This window comes from uncultured Fretibacterium sp. (assembly GCF_963544685.1).
Classification (GTDB): Bacteria; Synergistota; Synergistia; order Synergistales; family Aminobacteriaceae; genus CAJPSE01.
This window is the reverse complement of record NZ_CAUUGJ010000041.1, coordinates 1-17,824: the sequence shown is the minus strand read 5'-3', so window position 1 is coordinate 17,824 and position 17,824 is coordinate 1. Positions and strand designations below refer to the sequence as shown.

Below are 17,824 nucleotides of genomic sequence, written 5' to 3'. Positions count from 1 at the left end.
CTCTGCTCGCTTTTGTGGCGCAGGGAGGATTGCCGCCGCACGAATCGCCCCGAGGACCTGCTCGCGCTTCTCTCCGACGACCGGGTCAAGGAGGTCGTCCTGGCGGTGCTCATGGAGTCTCCCGCACCGCTGGAGGCCCGTTGGCTCGCTATCGGCGACCGATTTCCCCCGGCGCTCATCGCCCGTGGGGACGCCTTCTGCGACGAGCTGGAGCACGCCGACGCCGACCTGTGGGATCTCGTCCTCGCGGGCCTGCGGCGGCGGCGGGACGAGGCGCGCCTGCGCCTTCTGGACGCGAGGATGAAGCGCCGCATGGCGTCCATCGAGGAGATGGCCGAGATGCAGCGCCTGGCCGCGGAGCTGAAGCGCAGGCGGTGAACGGCGGACGCAAAGCGCACTCGGCTGCGGCAGTTGTCGGGATTGAGACACGGGCCCCGGCAGGTTCGGGAACGCGGGGCCGGGATAACGAGAAAAGCGGGGGAGATATCTTGGAGAGAAATATCGAGAACCTGAAGCTCCTCGTAAGGGCGGGGAAGGGCGAAATTCCGGCGGATGCCGTCGTCAGGGGGGGAAACCTGGTCAACGTCATGACGGGGGAGATCTACCCCGCCGACGTGGCCATCTTCCGGGACACGATCGTGGCCGTGGACGCGGACGTCGGCATGCACGTCGGCCCGGGGACGCAGATCATCGACGCCTCCGGCAGGTATCTGGTCCCGGGGCTCATCGACGGGCACATCCACAGCGAGTGCAGCAAACTGAGCATCACCGGCTTCGCGAAAGCGGTGGTGCCCTGCGGCACGACCAGCATCGTCTCGGGCCTGGACGAATACATCTCGGTGGGGGGCCTCGAGGGGCTGCGGGAGGTGTTCGAGGAAATCAGGGGCGTTCCGCTGAGGGTGTTTTGGGGAGCGCCCTACCGCACGCCCTATACCGTCCCTCAATCCACGATAGACTTCAACTTCAACCGGGAAGTCCACGCGGAGGTCCAGAAATGGCCCGAGTGCTACGGGGTCTGGGAGACGGTTCGGGAATTCGTGACCGGCGGCGACGAGGACACCCTGGGCGCCATCGCCGAGGCCTTCCGGAACCGGCTGCCCGTCTTTGGATGCGCCCCCATGGCCCGGGGCAAGGAACTGGACGGGTACCTGTGCGGCGGCGTGCGGCTGGACCATGAAAGCTACGACCACGAGGAAGTGGTGGAGAAGATGCGCAAGGGGATGCACATGCTGATCCGGGAATCCTCCGTGACGCACTTCCTGGCCGAGAACATACGGGCCGTCACCGAGGTCAATCCGGCCCTGGCGCGCCGGGTCAGCTTCTGCACGGACGACGTAACGGCCACCGACGTCCTGAGCAAGGGGCATCTGGACAACGTGGTGCGGCTGGCCATAGCCGCGGGGGTCCCCCCCGTCACCGCGATACAAATGGGGACGATCAACAGCGCGGAGGCGTACCGCATCGATCACCTGGTCGGCTCCATCTCCCCGGGACGCCTGGCGGATATCCTCCTGGTGGACGCTCCGGATACCTTCGTGGTGCGGACCGTCATCGCGGGGGGCCGCGTGGCGGCCGAGGACAAAAAGATGCAATACGAGCTGAAGGCTCCCCCCCGCACTGCCGCGCTGAGCGGGACGCTGAAGCGCGCCCTCACCACGCCGGCGGATTTCGAGTATCGGGTAGGGGTGGACCGGGGCGAGGCCGACGTGCTGTCCATGGACGTGAAGGGCCCCTTCGTCCGGGTGCGCCGCGACGTAACCCTGAAGGTGGAGGACGGAGTGGTCCGCCCGGACCCTCGAAACGACGTCGCCCTGGTGTCCGTGCTCGAACGCTTCGGACGCAACGGGAACCGGTCGCTGGCCTTCTGCTCCGGATGGAAGCTGAAAAAGGGGGCGATGGCGTCCTCCTGTGCGCCGGACGACAACAACATCGTCGTCATGGGGGTGAGCCCGGAGGACATGAGCCTTGCGGTCAACCATCTGATCCGGAACGGCGGCGGCCAGGTCCTGGCGGCGGACGGAGAGATACTGGACTTTCTCCCCCTGCCCGTGGGGGGCATCTGCAGCGATGCGGAGCCCGAGGAGATCGCGGTGCGGGAACGGGAGCTGAACGCCGCTGCGGCGGCGCTGGGCTGCGACCTTCCGGACCCGCTGATGTACATGTTCTTCCTGCCCATCACCGCCATTCCGGACTACGCCATCACGGACGTCGGGCCGGTGGACGTCCACGCATTGGACGTGTTCGACCCTATCCTGGCCCTGAGGGCCGAGTGACTCGGGAGGTGACGTCATGGATAAAGCGGAACTCAAAAGGCTGATCGACACGGCCGCGGGGCGCGTCGCCCCGGACCTGGCGATCAGGGGCTGCAAGGTGGTCGACGTCTACAGCGGCATCGTCTCCGAGGGGGACATCGCCGTCTGCGGGGGGATCATCGCCGGCGTGGGGAGCTACCGGGGAAACGAGGAGATCGACGGAACGGGGCTGTACGCGGCCCCGGGGTTCATCGACAGCCACATCCACATCGAGTCCTCCTACGTCAGCCCGGAGGAAATAGGACGCCTGCTGGTCCCTCACGGTGCCACCACGATCATCGCGGACCCCCACGAGATCGTGAACGTCTGCGGGCTCGCGGGGCTGGACTACATGCTGGACGCATCCGAGGGGACGAGCCTGGACATCAAGTACATGCTGCCCTCCTGCGTGCCGGCCACCCCGTTCGAGCATGCGGGGGCCGTCATCGACGCGGCGGCGATGGAAAAGCCGCTGGCCGACGACCGCATCCTCGGCCTGGGGGAGTTCATGGACTACCCCGGTGTCATCTCGGCGGCCGACGGCATCCTGGACAAATTGATGGCCGCGAAAGCTGCCGGAAAGCTGATCGACGGACACAGCCCCTCCGTCAAGGGCCTCGAGCTCAACGCCTATGCGGCGGCCCTGATCCACACGGACCACGAATGCAGCACGGTCGAGGAGCTGAGGGACCGCATCGCCCGGGGGATCTACGTCCTGCTGCGCCAGGGATCGGCGTGCCACGACCTGCGCAACCTCATCAAGGGCGTCACCCCCGAGAACAGCCGGCGATGCCTGCTCTGCAGCGACGACCGCCAGCCCAAGACCATCCTGGAGCTGGGGCACCTGGACGACCACCTGCGCATCTGCCTGGAGGAGGGGCTGGACGCGGTCACCGCCATCCGCATGGCGACCCTGAACGCCGCCGAATGCTTCCGCCTGTACGACCGGGGGGCCATCGCGCCCGGACTGCGCGCCGACATCGTGCTGCTGGACGACCTGTCCCATTTTAAGGTGCGCCGGGTCCTCATCGGCGGGGTCGAGGTCGCGCGGGAGGGGAAGTACCTTCCCCCCGTCAGGCACCACAGCATAGCGTCGGTCACCGGGAGCATACGCCTGAAGGACTTCTCGGAGAAAAGATTGAAGATGCGCCTCTCCTCCGGGCGGGTCAACGTCATCGGCATCATCCCGGGCAGCGTGGTCACCCGGAAGAAGGTGGCCGACGTGACGCTGAGCGCGGACGGCGATTTCGTCTACGACCCCAAACGGGACATCGTCAAGATGGCGGTGGTGGAGCGCCATCAGAACACGGGAAACGTCGCGCTCGCCCTTCTGGAGGGCTACGGCATCAAGCGGGGGGCCGTAGCGCTGTCCATAGCCCACGACTCCCACAACATCATCGTGGTGGGGACGAACGACGCCGACATGGCCTTCGCCGTGGAGCAGCTGAAGGCCCAGAACGGCGGCGTGGTGCTGGCGCTCGACGGCAAGGTCCTGGAGAACATGCCGATGCCCATCGGCGGCATCATGAGCGACCAGAGCGGCGAATGGGTCGACCGGAGGCTGAGCCGGCTCCATCGGGCGGCGCTTCAGGAGCTGGGGGTAAACGCCGACGTGGAGCCCATCATGACCCTGTGCTTCATGTCCCTGCCCGTCATCCCGGAGATCAAGCTGACGGACATGGGGCTGTTCGACGTGACGCGATTCGACTTCATCGATATCGAGGCCGACAAGGCCGACTGATTTCCATTCAACCGGCGTCCTCGGCTCCATGCCGCTTCGGCCGCCTGCGGCCGGCCGAAGCGCGGAGGAACGGAAGCGCGACGATCCGTGCGGGCGGCCCGGAGCCGAGGCGTGGAGCTGAAACGATGCAGCGGGGGAAAAACGCCAACTGGGGGGAAGAGCAATGGAGAAGAACGGAGGCCTGGTTCCACTCTTTTGTCGGGGGGATATCGGCGGCCTGACCTACATCATCACGAACAACATCGTCAACTACCTCATCGTCATCGCAACCTTGAACACCCTGGGATGGCCCGCCGAACTGATATTCGGGCGGGTGATCCCGGGGATGTCCCTCGGGCTCCTGGCGGGCGGGCTGTACTACGCCTTTATGGGCTATCGCCTCTCCCGGAAGGAGGGGCATCCCGACGTGACGGCGCTGCCGTCGGGGGTCTCGACGCCGGCGATGTTCGTCATCCTGTTCGGCGTCATCACGCCCCTGCATTACGCCCTGAACGACCCTTATCTCGAGTGGTCCGCCGCCGTTGCGGCCTGCTTCATCGGGGGGTTCGTGGAGTTTCTCGGGGGGATCATCGGCCCCTGGATGAAGCGGTACATCCCCCGGGCCGCCCTGCTGGGAACGGTGGCGGGCATCGGGTTCATCTGGATGGCGACCCAGGGGATATTCGACGTCTACGGGGATCCGCTGATAGGCCTTCCCATCCTGGCTCTGGCCCTCTTCGGCCTCTTCGGAGGCTACCTCTTCCCGAAGAAGATCCCCCCGCTGGCCGTGGCCATCGTGGGGGGGATCGTCTATGCGCTCTGCCTGGGCCGCACCTCCCTCAATTTCAAGGACGTCGGCCTCTACCTCCCCAACCCCGCCGCCACCGTGCGGGGCCTGATCGACGGCTTCACCCTGGTGGTCCCCTATCTGACGATCATCATCCCCATCGAAATCTACAACTTCATCGAGACGATGGACAACGTGGAGGCCGCCAATGCCGCAGGCGACGACTACAGCGTGCGTGAAGCCCAGTTCGCGGACGGCATCTGCACCATGTTCGGGGCCATCTGGGGCAGCGTCATCCCCAACACGGTGTGGCTGGGACACGCGGGTCTGAAAAGGACCGGCGCGGGAATAGGGTACTCCATCATCTCGGGGTTCGTTCTGGGGGCGGCGGGTGTGTTTGGCCTCTTCTCCTTCCTGAGCGACCTGGTGCCCCCCGCCATCTGCGCCATCACGTTTCTGTGGTGCGCCGTCATCATGGTCGCCCAGGCGTTCAAGGACAACAGGAAAAGCCACTACGCGGGCGTGGCCATGGCCATGGTGCCGCCGGTCGCGGACTACCTCTACACGCAGGTCACCGGGGCCGTCGGCACGGCGGACAAATGGGCCCATACCCTGGAGACGGGGCTTCTGGGCTACAGCCCCGAGGTCACGCAGGCCCTGGCCGAAAACGGCGTGATGTGGAACGGGGTCCCGGCGGTGAAGGCCGGCGCCATCATCATCGGCATCCTGCTGGGGTCCGCCGCCGTGTTCATCATCGACAAAAGGCTCGACAAGGCGGGGATCGTCGCCCTGGCCGGAGCGGCGCTCTCCTTCTTCGGCTTCATCCACTACGCGGAGCTGGGGCTATACCCCTCCTCCCCCTTCTTCATCGGATATCTGATCACGGCCGCCCTGTGCTTTATCATGCACAGCGGGCGAAAAAGCTGGTTCCAGGCCCCCGACGACTACACGTATGTATAGCCCCACGCCGTGAGACCCGCAGAAAAAAGAAGAATGCCGCCTCGCTCCCGGTCGAAGGCGGCATTCGCTTTCATGAACCGTCGGACGCGGCTTCCCCTCCGAATCTCAGCGTTTGAGCCGCTTGTTGATCTCCTCGAACTCCCGGCGGATCGCCTCGTTCTCGAAGGGAAGGATCTCCGGCATGGCGAGCGCGTGGATGGAGTCGAACAGCTCGAGGCCCGAGCGGATGAGGTTCCTCAGATCGCCGGAGCTCCGCACCGTCCGATAGGTGTTCTCGGCCAGGTCGCGGTTGCGCCGCAGGTCGGCCAGGTTGTCCAGGATTCCCTTGCGCTGCGAATCCAGCAGCTGCATGTAGAGCTCGGCGACGCGCAGCGTCATGGCGTTGGACTCCGCGTTGAGGGCAAAGGACTTTTTCTGCGCGTCCGAGTAGCCCGTCTGTGAGGCCTTGGCCAGGGCCTCCCTGCGCAGCGCCTCGGCCTCCTTTCCGATCTCGCCGAGCCGCGGCTTGTACTCCCCGTCGATTTTTCGCACCAGCTCCTCCCGAGTGTGGATCAGCAGGTCGTTCAGCACCAGATACAGGCCGCTGTAGCGGCGGTTGACCTCGAGATTGTCCCGATCCTCCCGGGAGAGCTCCGCCAGCTTCTCGACCACCACCCTGACGTTGGCGAAGACCACGGCGTTCTGCAGCAGGTCGTCCCCCGTCACGGAGCTCAGCAGAACGTCGATCTGCCGGTCGTCCAGCTGGAGCCCCAGGGCGCGGAGCGCCTCCGCGAGCTGAGCGTCGACCGCCGAAAGGGCCCTCTCCCTGTCGGCGATCTCCCCGTTCAGCTCGGAGAGCCGTTCGTCGATCTTCGCCCGCGTTCGGACCCAGGGCAGGCGCGAGCTCTCCGGGGCCGAGATGCGCCGATTCCGAAGCCCGTCCGCCTCCAGGCGCAGCTTCGGGATCTCCGTCCGGAGTTCCAGGGCCTGACGCCGCAGGTCTCCGGCCTGCCCCTGAACCAGGATCTCCAAGGCTCGGTCCAGCAGCTCGTCGATCTTTCGGGCGTTGCTGGTCCGGTCCGCGCCGAACCACGCGGATGCCGGCAGCGTCTCCTGTCTGTCCCTCAGGGACAGGGCGTCCGACAGCGTTCCGGTCAGGCTCCCCCACTTCTCGACCAGATAGGAGGGCAGGGAGTCCTCCGACGCGGCGAAAACCGACGACGCGGACAAAAGGAAGAGAACGACAAGCCCCGTTATCGCAACGCGTCCTGCCGACGCCCTCCTGCCTTTTGAAGCATATTTTGAAACATACCCCCCGGCTTTTTCACGAAGGCCCGGAAACCTCACCCCATGCAGCCCCACGCCGAACACCTCCTCGAAGACGATGAATCGTCAAGCGGTCAAAGATTTTCCGGCGAAATGATATCATAACTTCCGCCGTTGCCCGTACCGTGGCATCGACGTATCTCGAGCGTTCCAATACCGGCGCGGAAAAGGAGGGACATGAAAAACGCCGCGTCCGGCATCCGTCGGAACGGCGGGAGACGGCATACAGACAATATCTGTCACATTTCCCGTTTTTTCCATTTTTCAAGGAGGCATTGTCAATGTCCAGTTCTTCGTCACCAGTGAAAACCGAGAAAATCGGACTCGGGGGAGCCTTGGGGATCTTCGGCACCATTCTGCTCATCATCGTCACGGGGCGCCTTGCCCTTGGCTTCGACGTCGCGCTCCTGCTGATGTTCTGCGGGATGTTCACGACCGTGGTATTCTGCTTCCGTTATGGCTATTCCTGGGACGAGCTCTTCGATAAGGGCGTCGTTCCCATGGTTGCCCGAGCCACGGGCGCCATCATGATCCTGCTGACCGTCGGGCCGCTGATCGCCGTCTGGATGGCCTCCGGGACCATCCCCTACCTCATTTTTGCCGGTCTCAAGATCCTGAGCCCCAAGGTTTTCCTGCCCGCGGCCTTTCTCATCTGCTGTCTCTCCTCCTGTTTCACCGGAACATCCTGGGGAACGGCGGCTACATTCGGGGTCGCATTCATCGGCATCGCACAGGGTCTGGGCGTCTCCCTGCCCGCAACAGCGGGCGCTATCGTCGCCGGCGCGTACTTCGGCGACAAGCTCAGCCCCGTCTCCGACACAACGGTACTGGCCGCGGCCGTCGCCGAGGTCGAGGTGGTGGATCACATCCGTTCCATGCTCTGGACGACCGTCCCCGCCTTTCTGGTCGGCCTGGGGCTCTATGCCTACGCCGGCTCCCATGCCGCCGGAGAGCTCGACCTGTCGCAGGTCGACTCGATTATCAAAGCGATAGAGACGACGTTCCGGCTGAATCCTATAGCCCTGGTGCCCCCGTTCGTCGTCCTGGCCCTGGCCTACAAGCGCTATCCAACCCTTCCCGTCCTGTGGGTAGCCATCGCCGTCTCCATCCCCCTGGCCCTGCTCCAGGGCTATGACCTTTCAACGACGATCAAATTCATGGCCTCCGGCCCCAAGATTGCGACGGGACTCGAGGCTCTCGACAAACTGCTGAGCCGCGGCGGACTGGCTTTCATGTCCAGTTCCGTCGTCGTCGTGTTCTTCGCCTACCTCTTCGCAGGACAGTTGGAGTGCACCGGTACCTTCCGCATCCTGTGCGAATCGCTCCGCGCGAGCTTCATCGGAAACAGCCGCGGGCGATTCGTCATGTCCGCCTCTCTGACGGGCATCATGACCGGCCTGGGGACCGGAAACTCCTACCTCAGCGAGATTGTCCCGGGCACCATGTACAAGGATCTTTGCGACGAGATGAACATATCGCGCCGCGTCCTGTCCCGCACCCTGGAGGACTCCGGGACCGTCGTAGTCCCCCTGATCCCCTGGTCGGCCGCCGGCATCTACATGTCCACGGTGCTGGGCGTTTCCGTCGCCGAATACGCTCCATGGGCCGTACTCTGCTACATGGGCTTCCTGACGGCATGGTTCTACGGATTTGCCGGCATCGCCATCTGGCCCTCGGATCGGAAGGAACAGGCCTGACGCCATGTTGCTGATCGAAAACGCGGACCTGTTCTCCCCAGCCCCCCTCGGGCTGGGGACGGTCTCGGTCGTTGGAGGCAAAATCTCCGGCATCCATCCCGCCGACTCCGCCAAAGAGCTGAGGCTCCACATGGAGCGGCTCTGCCCCGAGGTGACGGTGCTCGACGCAGAGGGGGGGAAGGTACTGCCCGGCATCATCGATCGCCACGTGCACTTCAACGGCGCGGGCGGCGAGGGAGGCCCCCGATACCGAACTCCGCCGCTCCAGCTCTCCGCATTCGTCCGAGCCGGGGTGACCTCGGCGGTGGGGCTCACGGGGACCGACGGAACCTGCCGGGGCCTGCGCGACCTCCTGATGAAGGCTCGCGGCCTGGAGGAGGAGGGACTGAGCACCTGGATACTGACGGGCAGCTATGCCCTCCCCTCCCCGACCCTGACGGGCGGCGTCATGGACGACCTTTGTCTGATCGACAAAGTGATCGGACTCAAGATTGCCCTGTCGGACCACCGCAGCGCGCATCCCACGGTCGATGAACTGCGCCGCGCCGTCTCGGAGGCCCGCGTCGGAGGGATGCTCGCCGGTAAGGCCGGGACGGTCTGCGTCCATATGGGCTCGGAAGCTCCGGCCTTCGAGCCGCTGCTCGCGGCCGTCGATGGGACAGACATCCCCCTGGCGCAGTTCGCTCCCACCCACGTCTCGCGCAATGAAGCGCTTCTGGAGAGGGCCGTAGAATACGGTCTTCGGGGCGGAAACCTCGACATCACCGCGGCCCCCGGGGAAAAGCCCGTCTTCGGCATCCCGACGCGTCGCGCCGTAAAACACCTGCTGGCCGGCGGCGTGAGCCCCGAGCGCATCACCCTGAGCTCCGACGGCAACGGCAGCATGCCGCGCTTCGATGCGGAGGGCAAATTGGCAGGCATGGGCATCGGCCCCATCGAATCCGTCCTGGCCTGCATCCTGGAGTTGATGGAGGACCCCGAGGTGGGGCCGGAGAAGGCCGTCGGCATGGCGACGAGCCACGTGGCCGACCAGCTCTCCCTGCCGCACAAGGGGCGTATCGAGAGGGGCCGCGACGCCGACATCCTGGTCCTGGACGACCGAAACGCCCTGCGCCACGTGGTGGCGAAGGGCCGTGTGATGATGAAGGACGGCAGCGTACTGGCCAGGGGAACGTTCGAATAGGGTCCGCGGGCTTGACCCTCCCCCTGGGGGAGGCCCTATGATGCTTCCTGCCGGAGGATGAGGGCGGGGTGCGAAGGGAGGAGGAGATCCATGGGCAATCTGCTGACGATCGGGGAGTTCTCCAGGGCGACGAGGCTCTCGGTGAAGGCGCTGCGCTTCTACGACGAGAAGGGCGTCCTGAGGCCCGTCTGGGTGGACGAGGCGACGGGGTACCGCCACTACTCCGCGGGGCAGTTCGTGGAGGCCCTGCGCATCCGACGCCTGAGGGAGCTGGACGTGCCCCTGGAGGAGATTCGCGCCTTTCTGGGCGCACGGGACCCCGATGCGATCGCCGCATTTCTCGACCGGCACCGCCAGGTGCTCCAGGAACGCCTGAAGAAGGGAAACAGGGACCTGGAGCTTCTGGAAAAACTCACTTTGGAGAAGGAGGCGTTTTTCTTGTCCTACGAGGTCACCGTACGTGAGGTGGCGCCCGTCCGGGCGCTGACGCACCGCTGCATCATCACGATGGAGAACATATCGGAGGAGAGCCATCGGGCCTTCACGGAGCTCTGGAACCACCTGGAACAGAACGGCAGCGCCTACGGCGGGGAGTGCTTCGACATCTATTACGGGGAGGAGTTCGACCCCAACAACATCGACGTCGAATTCTGCCTGTCCTTCACGAACCCCGTCCCGGACACGGACCGGCTGAAGGTCCGTACGGTGCCGGGCGGAGCGATGGCCTGCACCCTGCACAAGGGGCCCTACGACCAGCTGGAGGGCGCCTACACCGCGCTGCGGCACTGGATGGAGGAGAACGGCTACGAGCCCGTGGCGGGGTCCGACGGCGCGCGGAACGTCTACCTGAACAGCCCCCACGAGGTCCCGCCGGAGGAGCTGCGCACCGAGGTGCAATGGCCGGTGCGGAAGGCGTGACGGCAGGGGCGCCTTCCCTGCAAGCGTCCGGTCCGTCCGATTGCTCGAAGCCCGGGGCCTGCGCGGCCCCGGGCTTCGTTTCACACTCCCGCCCGGCGGAGTCCGCCCCAAACACGCCTTTTTCCGCCCCAAAGTACCGGCGCTCCCATTCAGGGAATCCCTCGCCGTTCTCCAGAACCCCTGTATGGCTTTACAGCGACCTGTTGCTTCGGCATACGGGTCAGCCGATAAACCTCAAGACCAACTCAGCGACCACGGCCGAACCGATAAAAGTTCCGGCAAAGACCAGGAAGCTCACCAGGATACCTCGCCAGCCGATCCTTTTGAATTTCTCCCAGTCCTTGCCAAACGCGATGCCGGAGTAGGCCAAGGCTGGAGTTGCCGTAGCGAGGAAAGGAATTTTATCGGACCAGGCGACGAATTTCTCCGACCAGGGCAGGAGCCCCGGCATGGAGAACACGATTCCGATTACGGCAACCCAGCCGACAGCGGGGAAGCCTCCGGGGACAATGGACGACAGAAGCACTCCCCCCAAGCAGATGAGGCAATACAGCGCCAGGCCGGGAAAAACCTCCTGCGGCGGAACGTGGTACCCAACCCATATCCCGATGGACATGATCAGGCAGACCACGATGAGGACAAAAAACGAATAGAGCAGGGTTCTCCCCAAATCCTTACCGGTCATGGCCGTTTTCCTCCAATTCTCCGCCATGGAACAGCGGTGACAGCCATCGATAAACGCCCCTCGTCAAGGGGAGCAAAAGGAAGATGGACATATACAGTCCCGTAGCCGACGTAAGGACTTGAGAGGCACCGGCATAGAGCACGATGTCCTTGGCACGTTCGGGGAAGACGCTGGAAAGCGCTCCGCTGGCTGCGGCCATCATGCTCCCGCTTCCCATGCCGCTCGCCATCGCCCAAGCCTCCACGCGAATGCCCGGGATCAGGACCATGACAGGAACGAAAAAGCCATAAAACAGGGTGCCGAACAGAGTCCCGACGACGTAAATCGTCATAACGCCCCGTCCCTCGGGCGAGTCCAATCCGTATTTTTCGGCGATCAGGGAGACGTTGGCCTCCCGCCCGATCGAATGGGCCAGCCCGATCAATTCCCTGCGCAAACCCAGCATGAGGCCTATCGGAACAGCCAAGAAGATGGAGCCCACATGGCCGAATTCCTGCAGCATAAAGGCAGCCCCCATCTCCACGACCTTGGAAACCGAGGGCCCTATCTGCATCCCCAATTTTGTCACCAAAGGCAAGATAGCCAAGAAAATGAGGTGTTCCGCCCGTTTGCTCTGCTCCACATTCAGGATTCGGATCAAGTAGGCGATCAGCCCCAGGATCATACTGTAAAGCATCGGAAACAGCGTAACGGAGACGGCCGCAGTGACCGGAATCTTCCGGACTCCAATCCATTCGGAGACGACGACCAGCAACACGACGACCAAAAACAGCCGTCCGTCGGTCAGGGCCTCCCAGAGCTTGTGCTTCCGCGTTTCCATATCCCAATTCCTCCCCCTTGCTTCCATCTCAGCGAACCCAATGCCGGGCGCTCCTTGCCCCCTCATACCTGTCTATCGGCCCCGAAAGCGGTGAGGCGATCGTAAAGTACGGCATAGAAACGAGCGGCATTCAGGATAACTCGTTCGTCCAGGTCAAAGGAATCACTGTGCTGTCCGCCTGCCACGGGCGTCCCATGTATCGCGTAAAGGGTCTTTCCTCCTTTCTTCCCAACTGCCTCGGCGAGCAGGGCAAAGTCCTCCGAGGCGTTGACCGAAACCTCCGGGACCACCTCCTCTATCCCCGGAACCAGCCGCGCCGCCTCCGTGCCCATCGCGACGAGCTCGGGGGAATTTTTGCAGGAAACGGATTCCACCACCTTCTCGATCGTATAACTCAGGTCGAACATTGCCGCGGCGCCTTTGATGATCTCCTGCGCCCTGCGCTGCATGTAGTTGTTGATCTCCGTGGTCTCCGCACGTGTTTCCAGCCAGAAAGTCACATCGTCGGGTATGACGTTCCAGGAGATTCCCCCCTCGATCTTGCCGACATTCAGGATCCCCACCCCCTCCCCATGCCGTGCGATGGCATGGAGGTTCGTGACGGCGGCGCAAGCCCCAAGCAAGGCGTTCTTACCCAGGTCGGGGCGTCCCGTAGAATGAGCCGGAACTCCCTTCATACGCACCTTCGAGCGCACGACCGCAAGGATATTTTTCACGTTCAGCCCAATCTGCCCCACCTTCCAGAGATTGGCGGCGACGTGTCCTCCGATCAGATAGTCCACGCCGTCGGTCACCCCTCGGCGAATCATCGCTCTCGCGCCGGCCAAAGCCTCCTCGTTGGGCTGAAAGATAAGGGAGATACGTCCTCGAATCGCCTCTCTGTGCTCCGAAAGATAGCGGGCCAACAGCAGCCCCGTAACGATATGAGCGTCGTGCCCGCACATGTGGGAATATCCGGGGTATATGGAGGCATATCCTTCACGATTGGCCCGGTTGGACATCTCCTTCGACTCCTGGATCTCCAGGGCGTCGATATCAAAACGAAACGCAACGTGAGGCCCCGGCTGCGCCCCGACCAGCACCCCCACGACCCCCGTCAATCCCCCTCGGGCGGGACGAAGGTACCTCTCGTCGATCCCGGCACTCAACGCCCTTCGATACTCCCGATCGAGAACGCTCTCCGGCGGGACGAAAAGCCTTCCTTCAACATCCAGAATTTTTGTTCCCTGAGAAATCTCTATCCCCCAGGACTCCAGCTTTTCCGCGATAAAGCCCGTAGCAAAAAATTCCAGCCATCCGGGCTGAGCATGACGGTGAAGCAAACGCCTCCACGAAACAGCCGTTTCCTCCCAATCGGAAAAACAGCGAAGCATATTCTCCAAAATCTTCATCGCTCCTCTCCATAAGGATTCGTCAGAACCGTTTTCATCCGCTTCCGCTCGAGAAGGAATCAAAAAATATTTAGGAAAGATACCTTTATATGTCCGAAAATAAAATAGCATTCAGGAACGCCCATGTCAAGAAGCCCCAAGGGGCTCCCGACGACAGGGGACCTTTTCAGTTTTTCCTTTACGCTTCGGGCTCTGGGATCTTCTCGATAAAACGATAGAGCTTTCCCGGACGGCCGCTGCCCTCCGTCGTCTCAACGCCGATTCGCTCGACCAGTTCCGCTTTCGACAAATTTGAAAGGATACGGCGTGCGTTTCGATCGGTCATGTTCAGTTCTCGGGCCAGCGTTGCAGCGGAAAAGCCCTCCCATCCGTTTTGCCGTGCGACGGCCCGAAGTCTGTTGTACGTTTTGATCCCGATCTTCGCCTGCCGCAAACGTTCAATCAATCCCTGGTCCTCGGAATAATCCCTGTAGGCCATGAGCGGTCTTCCCGGCGGCATCTCCACAATTTGTCCGTTTCCCTGAACGATGACGATATTCTTCCGCCCCCGAGCGTTTTCGATGGCATGACCGGCATTCAGCTGCGCGGCAAATACGGTATCGCCAATTCCCACCCCCGCTACGACCTCGGTCTCGAGCTCGGCCGAAAGCCGGTTGAGCGTTTCTCCAAGGGATTCCGCGTCCCGCTCAAAATTTCCGCGGGTTCCAAAAATTTCGAAACGGCCATAGCCCTTATCGACCAGGTATCCGTTGATGTCCTGGCAATACTTGAGCAGGACCTTCTTGATCTGCAGCTCGAGCAGTTGGAGCCTGTACGAAGTCACCGCCCGTTCGGCAATACGGTCATATCGGCAGATCTCGATCCGCTGCAATCCGAGTTGGGAGTTCTTGAAACTTCGGGAGCGCAGCTGTTCGGCAAGGAGCTCGACGGACAACGCGATCTCCATTGGAGTGACATACAACCCGTAGACCGGCCATCCCATCTTCTTAAGGTCCCTGTAGACCGAGGGAATGGTGGTGATGGCACATCGAACCTTTCGCGCCTCCAGAAGAGAGCGGTGAAAATCCAGGAACGCCGCCTCATCCATCGGATAGGCATAGGTCTTCAGCGATACCATGCGGAACGAGATGCCAACCTGTTCCAGCATCTCGCCGATATCGGCCCATCCCTCGATGAAGTCCGCGGAACTGCATGGGAAACGCCCGCCGCAGTCGCGGAGAATCCGCAGAACGGCACGATAGAAATCCGCTTCGGTAATACGGCAGAAAAATAAATCCCTATCGCTTTTCAAATGATGGCGAGCCGCAAGATAAATCAAAGGTCCCGAGAGAAACCACCCATCAAGCCGTTCCTTCCGATTCTCGAGGAGAGCGGGAATCGCCCCCAGTTCCTCGCAGAGCAACGGCTCGGGGGTGATAAACGAGTCGAATTTTCGAAAGGCGCTCAATATATGTTCCAGGGACCAAGGCGGAGCCACGATTCCAATTCGATACAATGTCGATTCCTCCAAGAATCCCGATGGGAAGGGTACGAGCCGCCGTCATCTTACAGCAAGGGAACGAGAAAGTATACACGGCGCTCTCGAGCTCGGGGATACGGAAGGCCGAAAGAACGCCGCATCCCGGTCCATCGTCATCTCCCGCAGCGACGACTCGGACGCGCGTCCCGGGAGATGACGGGGTGGTGCTATACTTTTGACTGCGACTTGAGCGACATCATGACGGAGGCCCACATAGACCGTCAGGACCGGTTAAAATCGAGATGAAGCACGAGGAGCCGAGGGCCGAAGATCGACAGGGGTGGGGCGGAAATGGAAGCCGAGCGGGACCGGACAGGAACATGATCGAAACGCTGGCAGGATATATCGGGCGGTACCGGAGGGACTCCATCCTGACTCCGGCGTTCACGGCGCTGGAGGTCGTGATGGAGGTGCTGATCCCATTCACCATGGCGGAGATCATCGACAAGGGGATCATGGGGCGGGACATGGGCCGGGTGTGCCTTTACGGCGCCATCATGCTGGCGCTCGCGTTCGTCAGCCTGTACTGCGGAATCCAAGCGGGGCGATACGCGGCCTCCGCCTCCGCCGGCTTTGCCGCAAACCTCCGCGAGGGTATGTACGCGAAGATTCAGGGGTTCTCCTTCTCCAATATCGACAAATACAGCACGGCCGGCCTGGTGACCCGGATGACGACCGACGTGACCAACGTGCAGAACGCCTTTCAGATGATTATCCGCGTGGCGGTGAGGGCCCCTGTCATGATGCTGGCCAGCATGAGCTGCTGCCTGCTGATCAGCCCAAGGCTGAGCCTGATTTTCTTCGCGGCGGTCCTTTTCCTGGGCGCCGCCCTCACCCTGATCCTCAGAGGGGCCATGGGCAGCTTCCGGGACGTCTTCCGGAAGTACGACGACCTGAACGCATCCGTACAGGAGAACGTCTCCGCAATCCGTGTGGTGAAGGCTTACGTCCGTGAGGAGCACGAGGGAGAAAAGTTCGAGCGGGCCGCCGACCGCATCCATCGCCTGTTCGTGAAGGCGGAGTCGTTTACCGCATGGAACAGCCCGGTCATGATGCTGACCTACTACGGGTGCATCGTCGCCCTTTCCTGGTTCGGCGCACGAAATATCGTCGCTGGCGGGCTCTCGACGGGGAACCTGACCTCCATGTTCTCCTACATGATGGGCATCCTGATGTCCCTGATGATGCTAACCATGGTCTTCGTCATAATCTCCATAAGCATCGCGAGCGGCGAGCGGATTTCGGAGGTTCTGCATGAGGTCCCGGGCATCGCCGAGCCGGAGGATCCCGTCCTGGAGGTGAAGGACGGCAGCATCGACTTCAACCACGTCGGGTTCGCGTACCGGCCGGGCAGTGGGGAGTCCGCGCTGCAGGACATCGACCTCCACGTCGGCACCGGGGAGACCCTTGGGATTGTCGGAGGGACCGGCTCCGGCAAGTCCTCCCTCGTGAACCTGATCAGCCGTCTCTATGACGTAAACGACGGCTCGGTCGAGGTCGGTGGGGTGGACGTACGCCGCTACGATACGGAGTGCCTGAGGAACCAGGTGGCGGTCGTCCTGCAGAAGAGCGTCCTTTTCTCGGGGACCATCCTCGACAACCTGAGGTGGGGAAAAAAGGACGCGACGGAGGAGGAATGCCGGGAAGCCTGCAGGCTCGCCTGCGCGGACGAATTCATCGAGCGCCTCCCGGACGGCTACGACACCTGGATCGAGCAGGGCGGCGCCAACGTCTCCGGCGGGCAGAGGCAACGGCTGTGCATCGCGCGGGCACTGCTGAAGAACCCCAGGATCCTCATCCTGGACGACTCGACCAGCGCGGTCGACACCGCGACGGACGCCCGGCTCCAAGAGACCTTCGCGACGAAGTTTCCAGGGACGACCAAGCTGATCATCGCGCAGAGGATATCCAGCCTCGGCCGGGCCGAACGTATCGCGGTCATGAAGGACGGGAGGATCGACGCCGTCGGCACGCAGGAGGAGCTTCGGAGGACCAGCGCGACATTCAGGGAGATCTGCGAGGCTCAGGCCGGAGGCGGGGACTTCGACCGCCCGCAGCCGGAGTGAGGCGGTCCATCGTGGATGAAAAACTGAGGACGCTTCCCCCCGATACGGGAGGCAGGGACGGGACCGGAAGGGATGGGCCCGGAAAGGATGGGGGGATGCGGAAACTCGACGGTTCCCTCCTTTGGAAAATCCTGGCGATGATGGTCTCGGGATACGGGGCACGGAGCGCCCTCGTGGCGGCCGGGGTCTTGGGGGCTGCCGGGGTGCAGGTCGCATCCAGCCTTTTCATCCGGTCGCTCGTCGACGACTACATCCTTCCGCTGACCGCAGCGACCCGTCCCGATTTCGGGCCGCTGGCCGCCGCGCTGCTGAAGCTCTCGTTCGTTTCGTTCCTCGGCGTGTTCTTCGCGTGGATGTACAACCGCCTGATGGTCGACATCAGCCAGGGCACCATGAGACGGATTCGGGTCGACCTGTTCCGCCATATGGAGACCCTGCCCATCCGCTACTTCGATTCCCACCCCCACGGGGACATCATGTCC

General features: G+C 62.9%; 13 protein-coding genes and 1 pseudogene. 9 read left to right on the top strand and 5 right to left on the bottom strand.

Going from position 1 to position 17,824, the window contains the following annotated elements:
• The 4 genes and pseudogenes from ABLA28_RS05600 to ABLA28_RS05585 all read left to right on the top strand — a co-directional run.
• Positions 1-378 (top strand): annotated as a pseudogene (locus ABLA28_RS05600) (hypothetical protein); the annotation flags it as partial.
• Positions 379-488: 110 nt separating this feature from the next.
• Complete coding sequence (locus tag ABLA28_RS05595) at positions 489-2,273, top strand: adenine deaminase C-terminal domain-containing protein (RefSeq protein WP_347712849.1); 1,785 nt, start codon at positions 489-491, stop codon at positions 2,271-2,273.
• A gap of 16 nt (positions 2,274-2,289) precedes the next feature.
• Positions 2,290-4,032 (top strand): adenine deaminase, encoded by a 1,743-nt coding sequence (gene ade, locus ABLA28_RS05590; RefSeq protein ID WP_347712848.1) that lies wholly within the window; start codon positions 2,290-2,292, stop codon positions 4,030-4,032.
• Positions 4,033-4,195: 163 nt separating this feature from the next.
• Complete coding sequence (locus tag ABLA28_RS05585; protein ID WP_299300013.1) at positions 4,196-5,758, top strand: hypothetical protein; 1,563 nt, start codon at positions 4,196-4,198, stop codon at positions 5,756-5,758.
• A 105-nt stretch (positions 5,759-5,863) separates the two neighbouring features.
• Here ABLA28_RS05585 and ABLA28_RS05580 read toward each other — a convergent pair whose 3' ends face one another.
• On the bottom strand, positions 5,864-7,099 hold the full coding sequence (locus ABLA28_RS05580) for a hypothetical protein (protein WP_347712847.1): 1,236 nt from the start codon (positions 7,097-7,099) through the stop codon (positions 5,864-5,866).
• 245 nt (positions 7,100-7,344) lie between these two features.
• Between ABLA28_RS05580 and nhaC the strand changes: the two genes are divergently transcribed.
• From nhaC to ABLA28_RS05565, 3 genes are all read left to right on the top strand, one after another.
• Positions 7,345-8,760, top strand: coding sequence for a Na+/H+ antiporter NhaC (nhaC, locus tag ABLA28_RS05575; protein ID WP_347712846.1), 1,416 nt, complete (start codon positions 7,345-7,347; stop codon positions 8,758-8,760).
• 4 nt (positions 8,761-8,764) lie between these two features.
• Positions 8,765-9,943, top strand: a complete 1,179-nt coding sequence (iadA, locus tag ABLA28_RS05570) for a beta-aspartyl-peptidase (RefSeq protein WP_314715858.1) — start codon at positions 8,765-8,767, stop codon at positions 9,941-9,943.
• A 90-nt stretch (positions 9,944-10,033) separates the two neighbouring features.
• Positions 10,034-10,861 carry a MerR family transcriptional regulator gene (locus ABLA28_RS05565; RefSeq protein WP_314715855.1) on the top strand — a complete coding sequence of 276 codons (828 nt, stop codon included), beginning with the start codon at positions 10,034-10,036 and terminating at the stop codon, positions 10,859-10,861.
• 220 nt (positions 10,862-11,081) lie between these two features.
• Here ABLA28_RS05565 and ABLA28_RS05560 read toward each other — a convergent pair whose 3' ends face one another.
• The 4 genes from ABLA28_RS05560 to ABLA28_RS05545 form a co-directional block, all read right to left on the bottom strand.
• Positions 11,082-11,546: a hypothetical protein gene (locus ABLA28_RS05560; protein ID WP_347712845.1), complete on the bottom strand. Its 465-nt coding sequence runs from the start codon at positions 11,544-11,546 to the stop codon at positions 11,082-11,084.
• A complete protein-coding gene (locus ABLA28_RS05555) occupies positions 11,536-12,366 on the bottom strand; it encodes a DUF3100 domain-containing protein (protein ID WP_347712844.1) in 831 nt (276 codons plus the stop codon). The genes ABLA28_RS05560 and ABLA28_RS05555 overlap by 11 nt, the downstream gene beginning before the upstream one ends.
• A gap of 62 nt (positions 12,367-12,428) precedes the next feature.
• Positions 12,429-13,757, bottom strand: coding sequence for an amidohydrolase (locus ABLA28_RS05550; RefSeq protein WP_347712843.1), 1,329 nt, complete (start codon positions 13,755-13,757; stop codon positions 12,429-12,431).
• A 178-nt stretch (positions 13,758-13,935) separates the two neighbouring features.
• On the bottom strand, positions 13,936-15,048 hold the full coding sequence (locus ABLA28_RS05545; RefSeq protein WP_347712842.1) for a hypothetical protein: 1,113 nt from the start codon (positions 15,046-15,048) through the stop codon (positions 13,936-13,938).
• 548 nt (positions 15,049-15,596) lie between these two features.
• On the opposite strand from ABLA28_RS05545, the gene ABLA28_RS05540 reads away from it, so the two are divergent.
• The gene (locus tag ABLA28_RS05540; RefSeq protein ID WP_347712841.1) at positions 15,597-17,342 is read left to right on the top strand and encodes an ABC transporter ATP-binding protein; all 1,746 of its coding nucleotides are present in this window, start codon (positions 15,597-15,599) and stop codon (positions 17,340-17,342) included.
• 11 nt (positions 17,343-17,353) lie between these two features.
• Positions 17,354-17,824: ABC transporter transmembrane domain-containing protein (locus tag ABLA28_RS05535; protein WP_347712840.1), on the top strand; the 471-nt coding region annotated here is incomplete at its 3' end.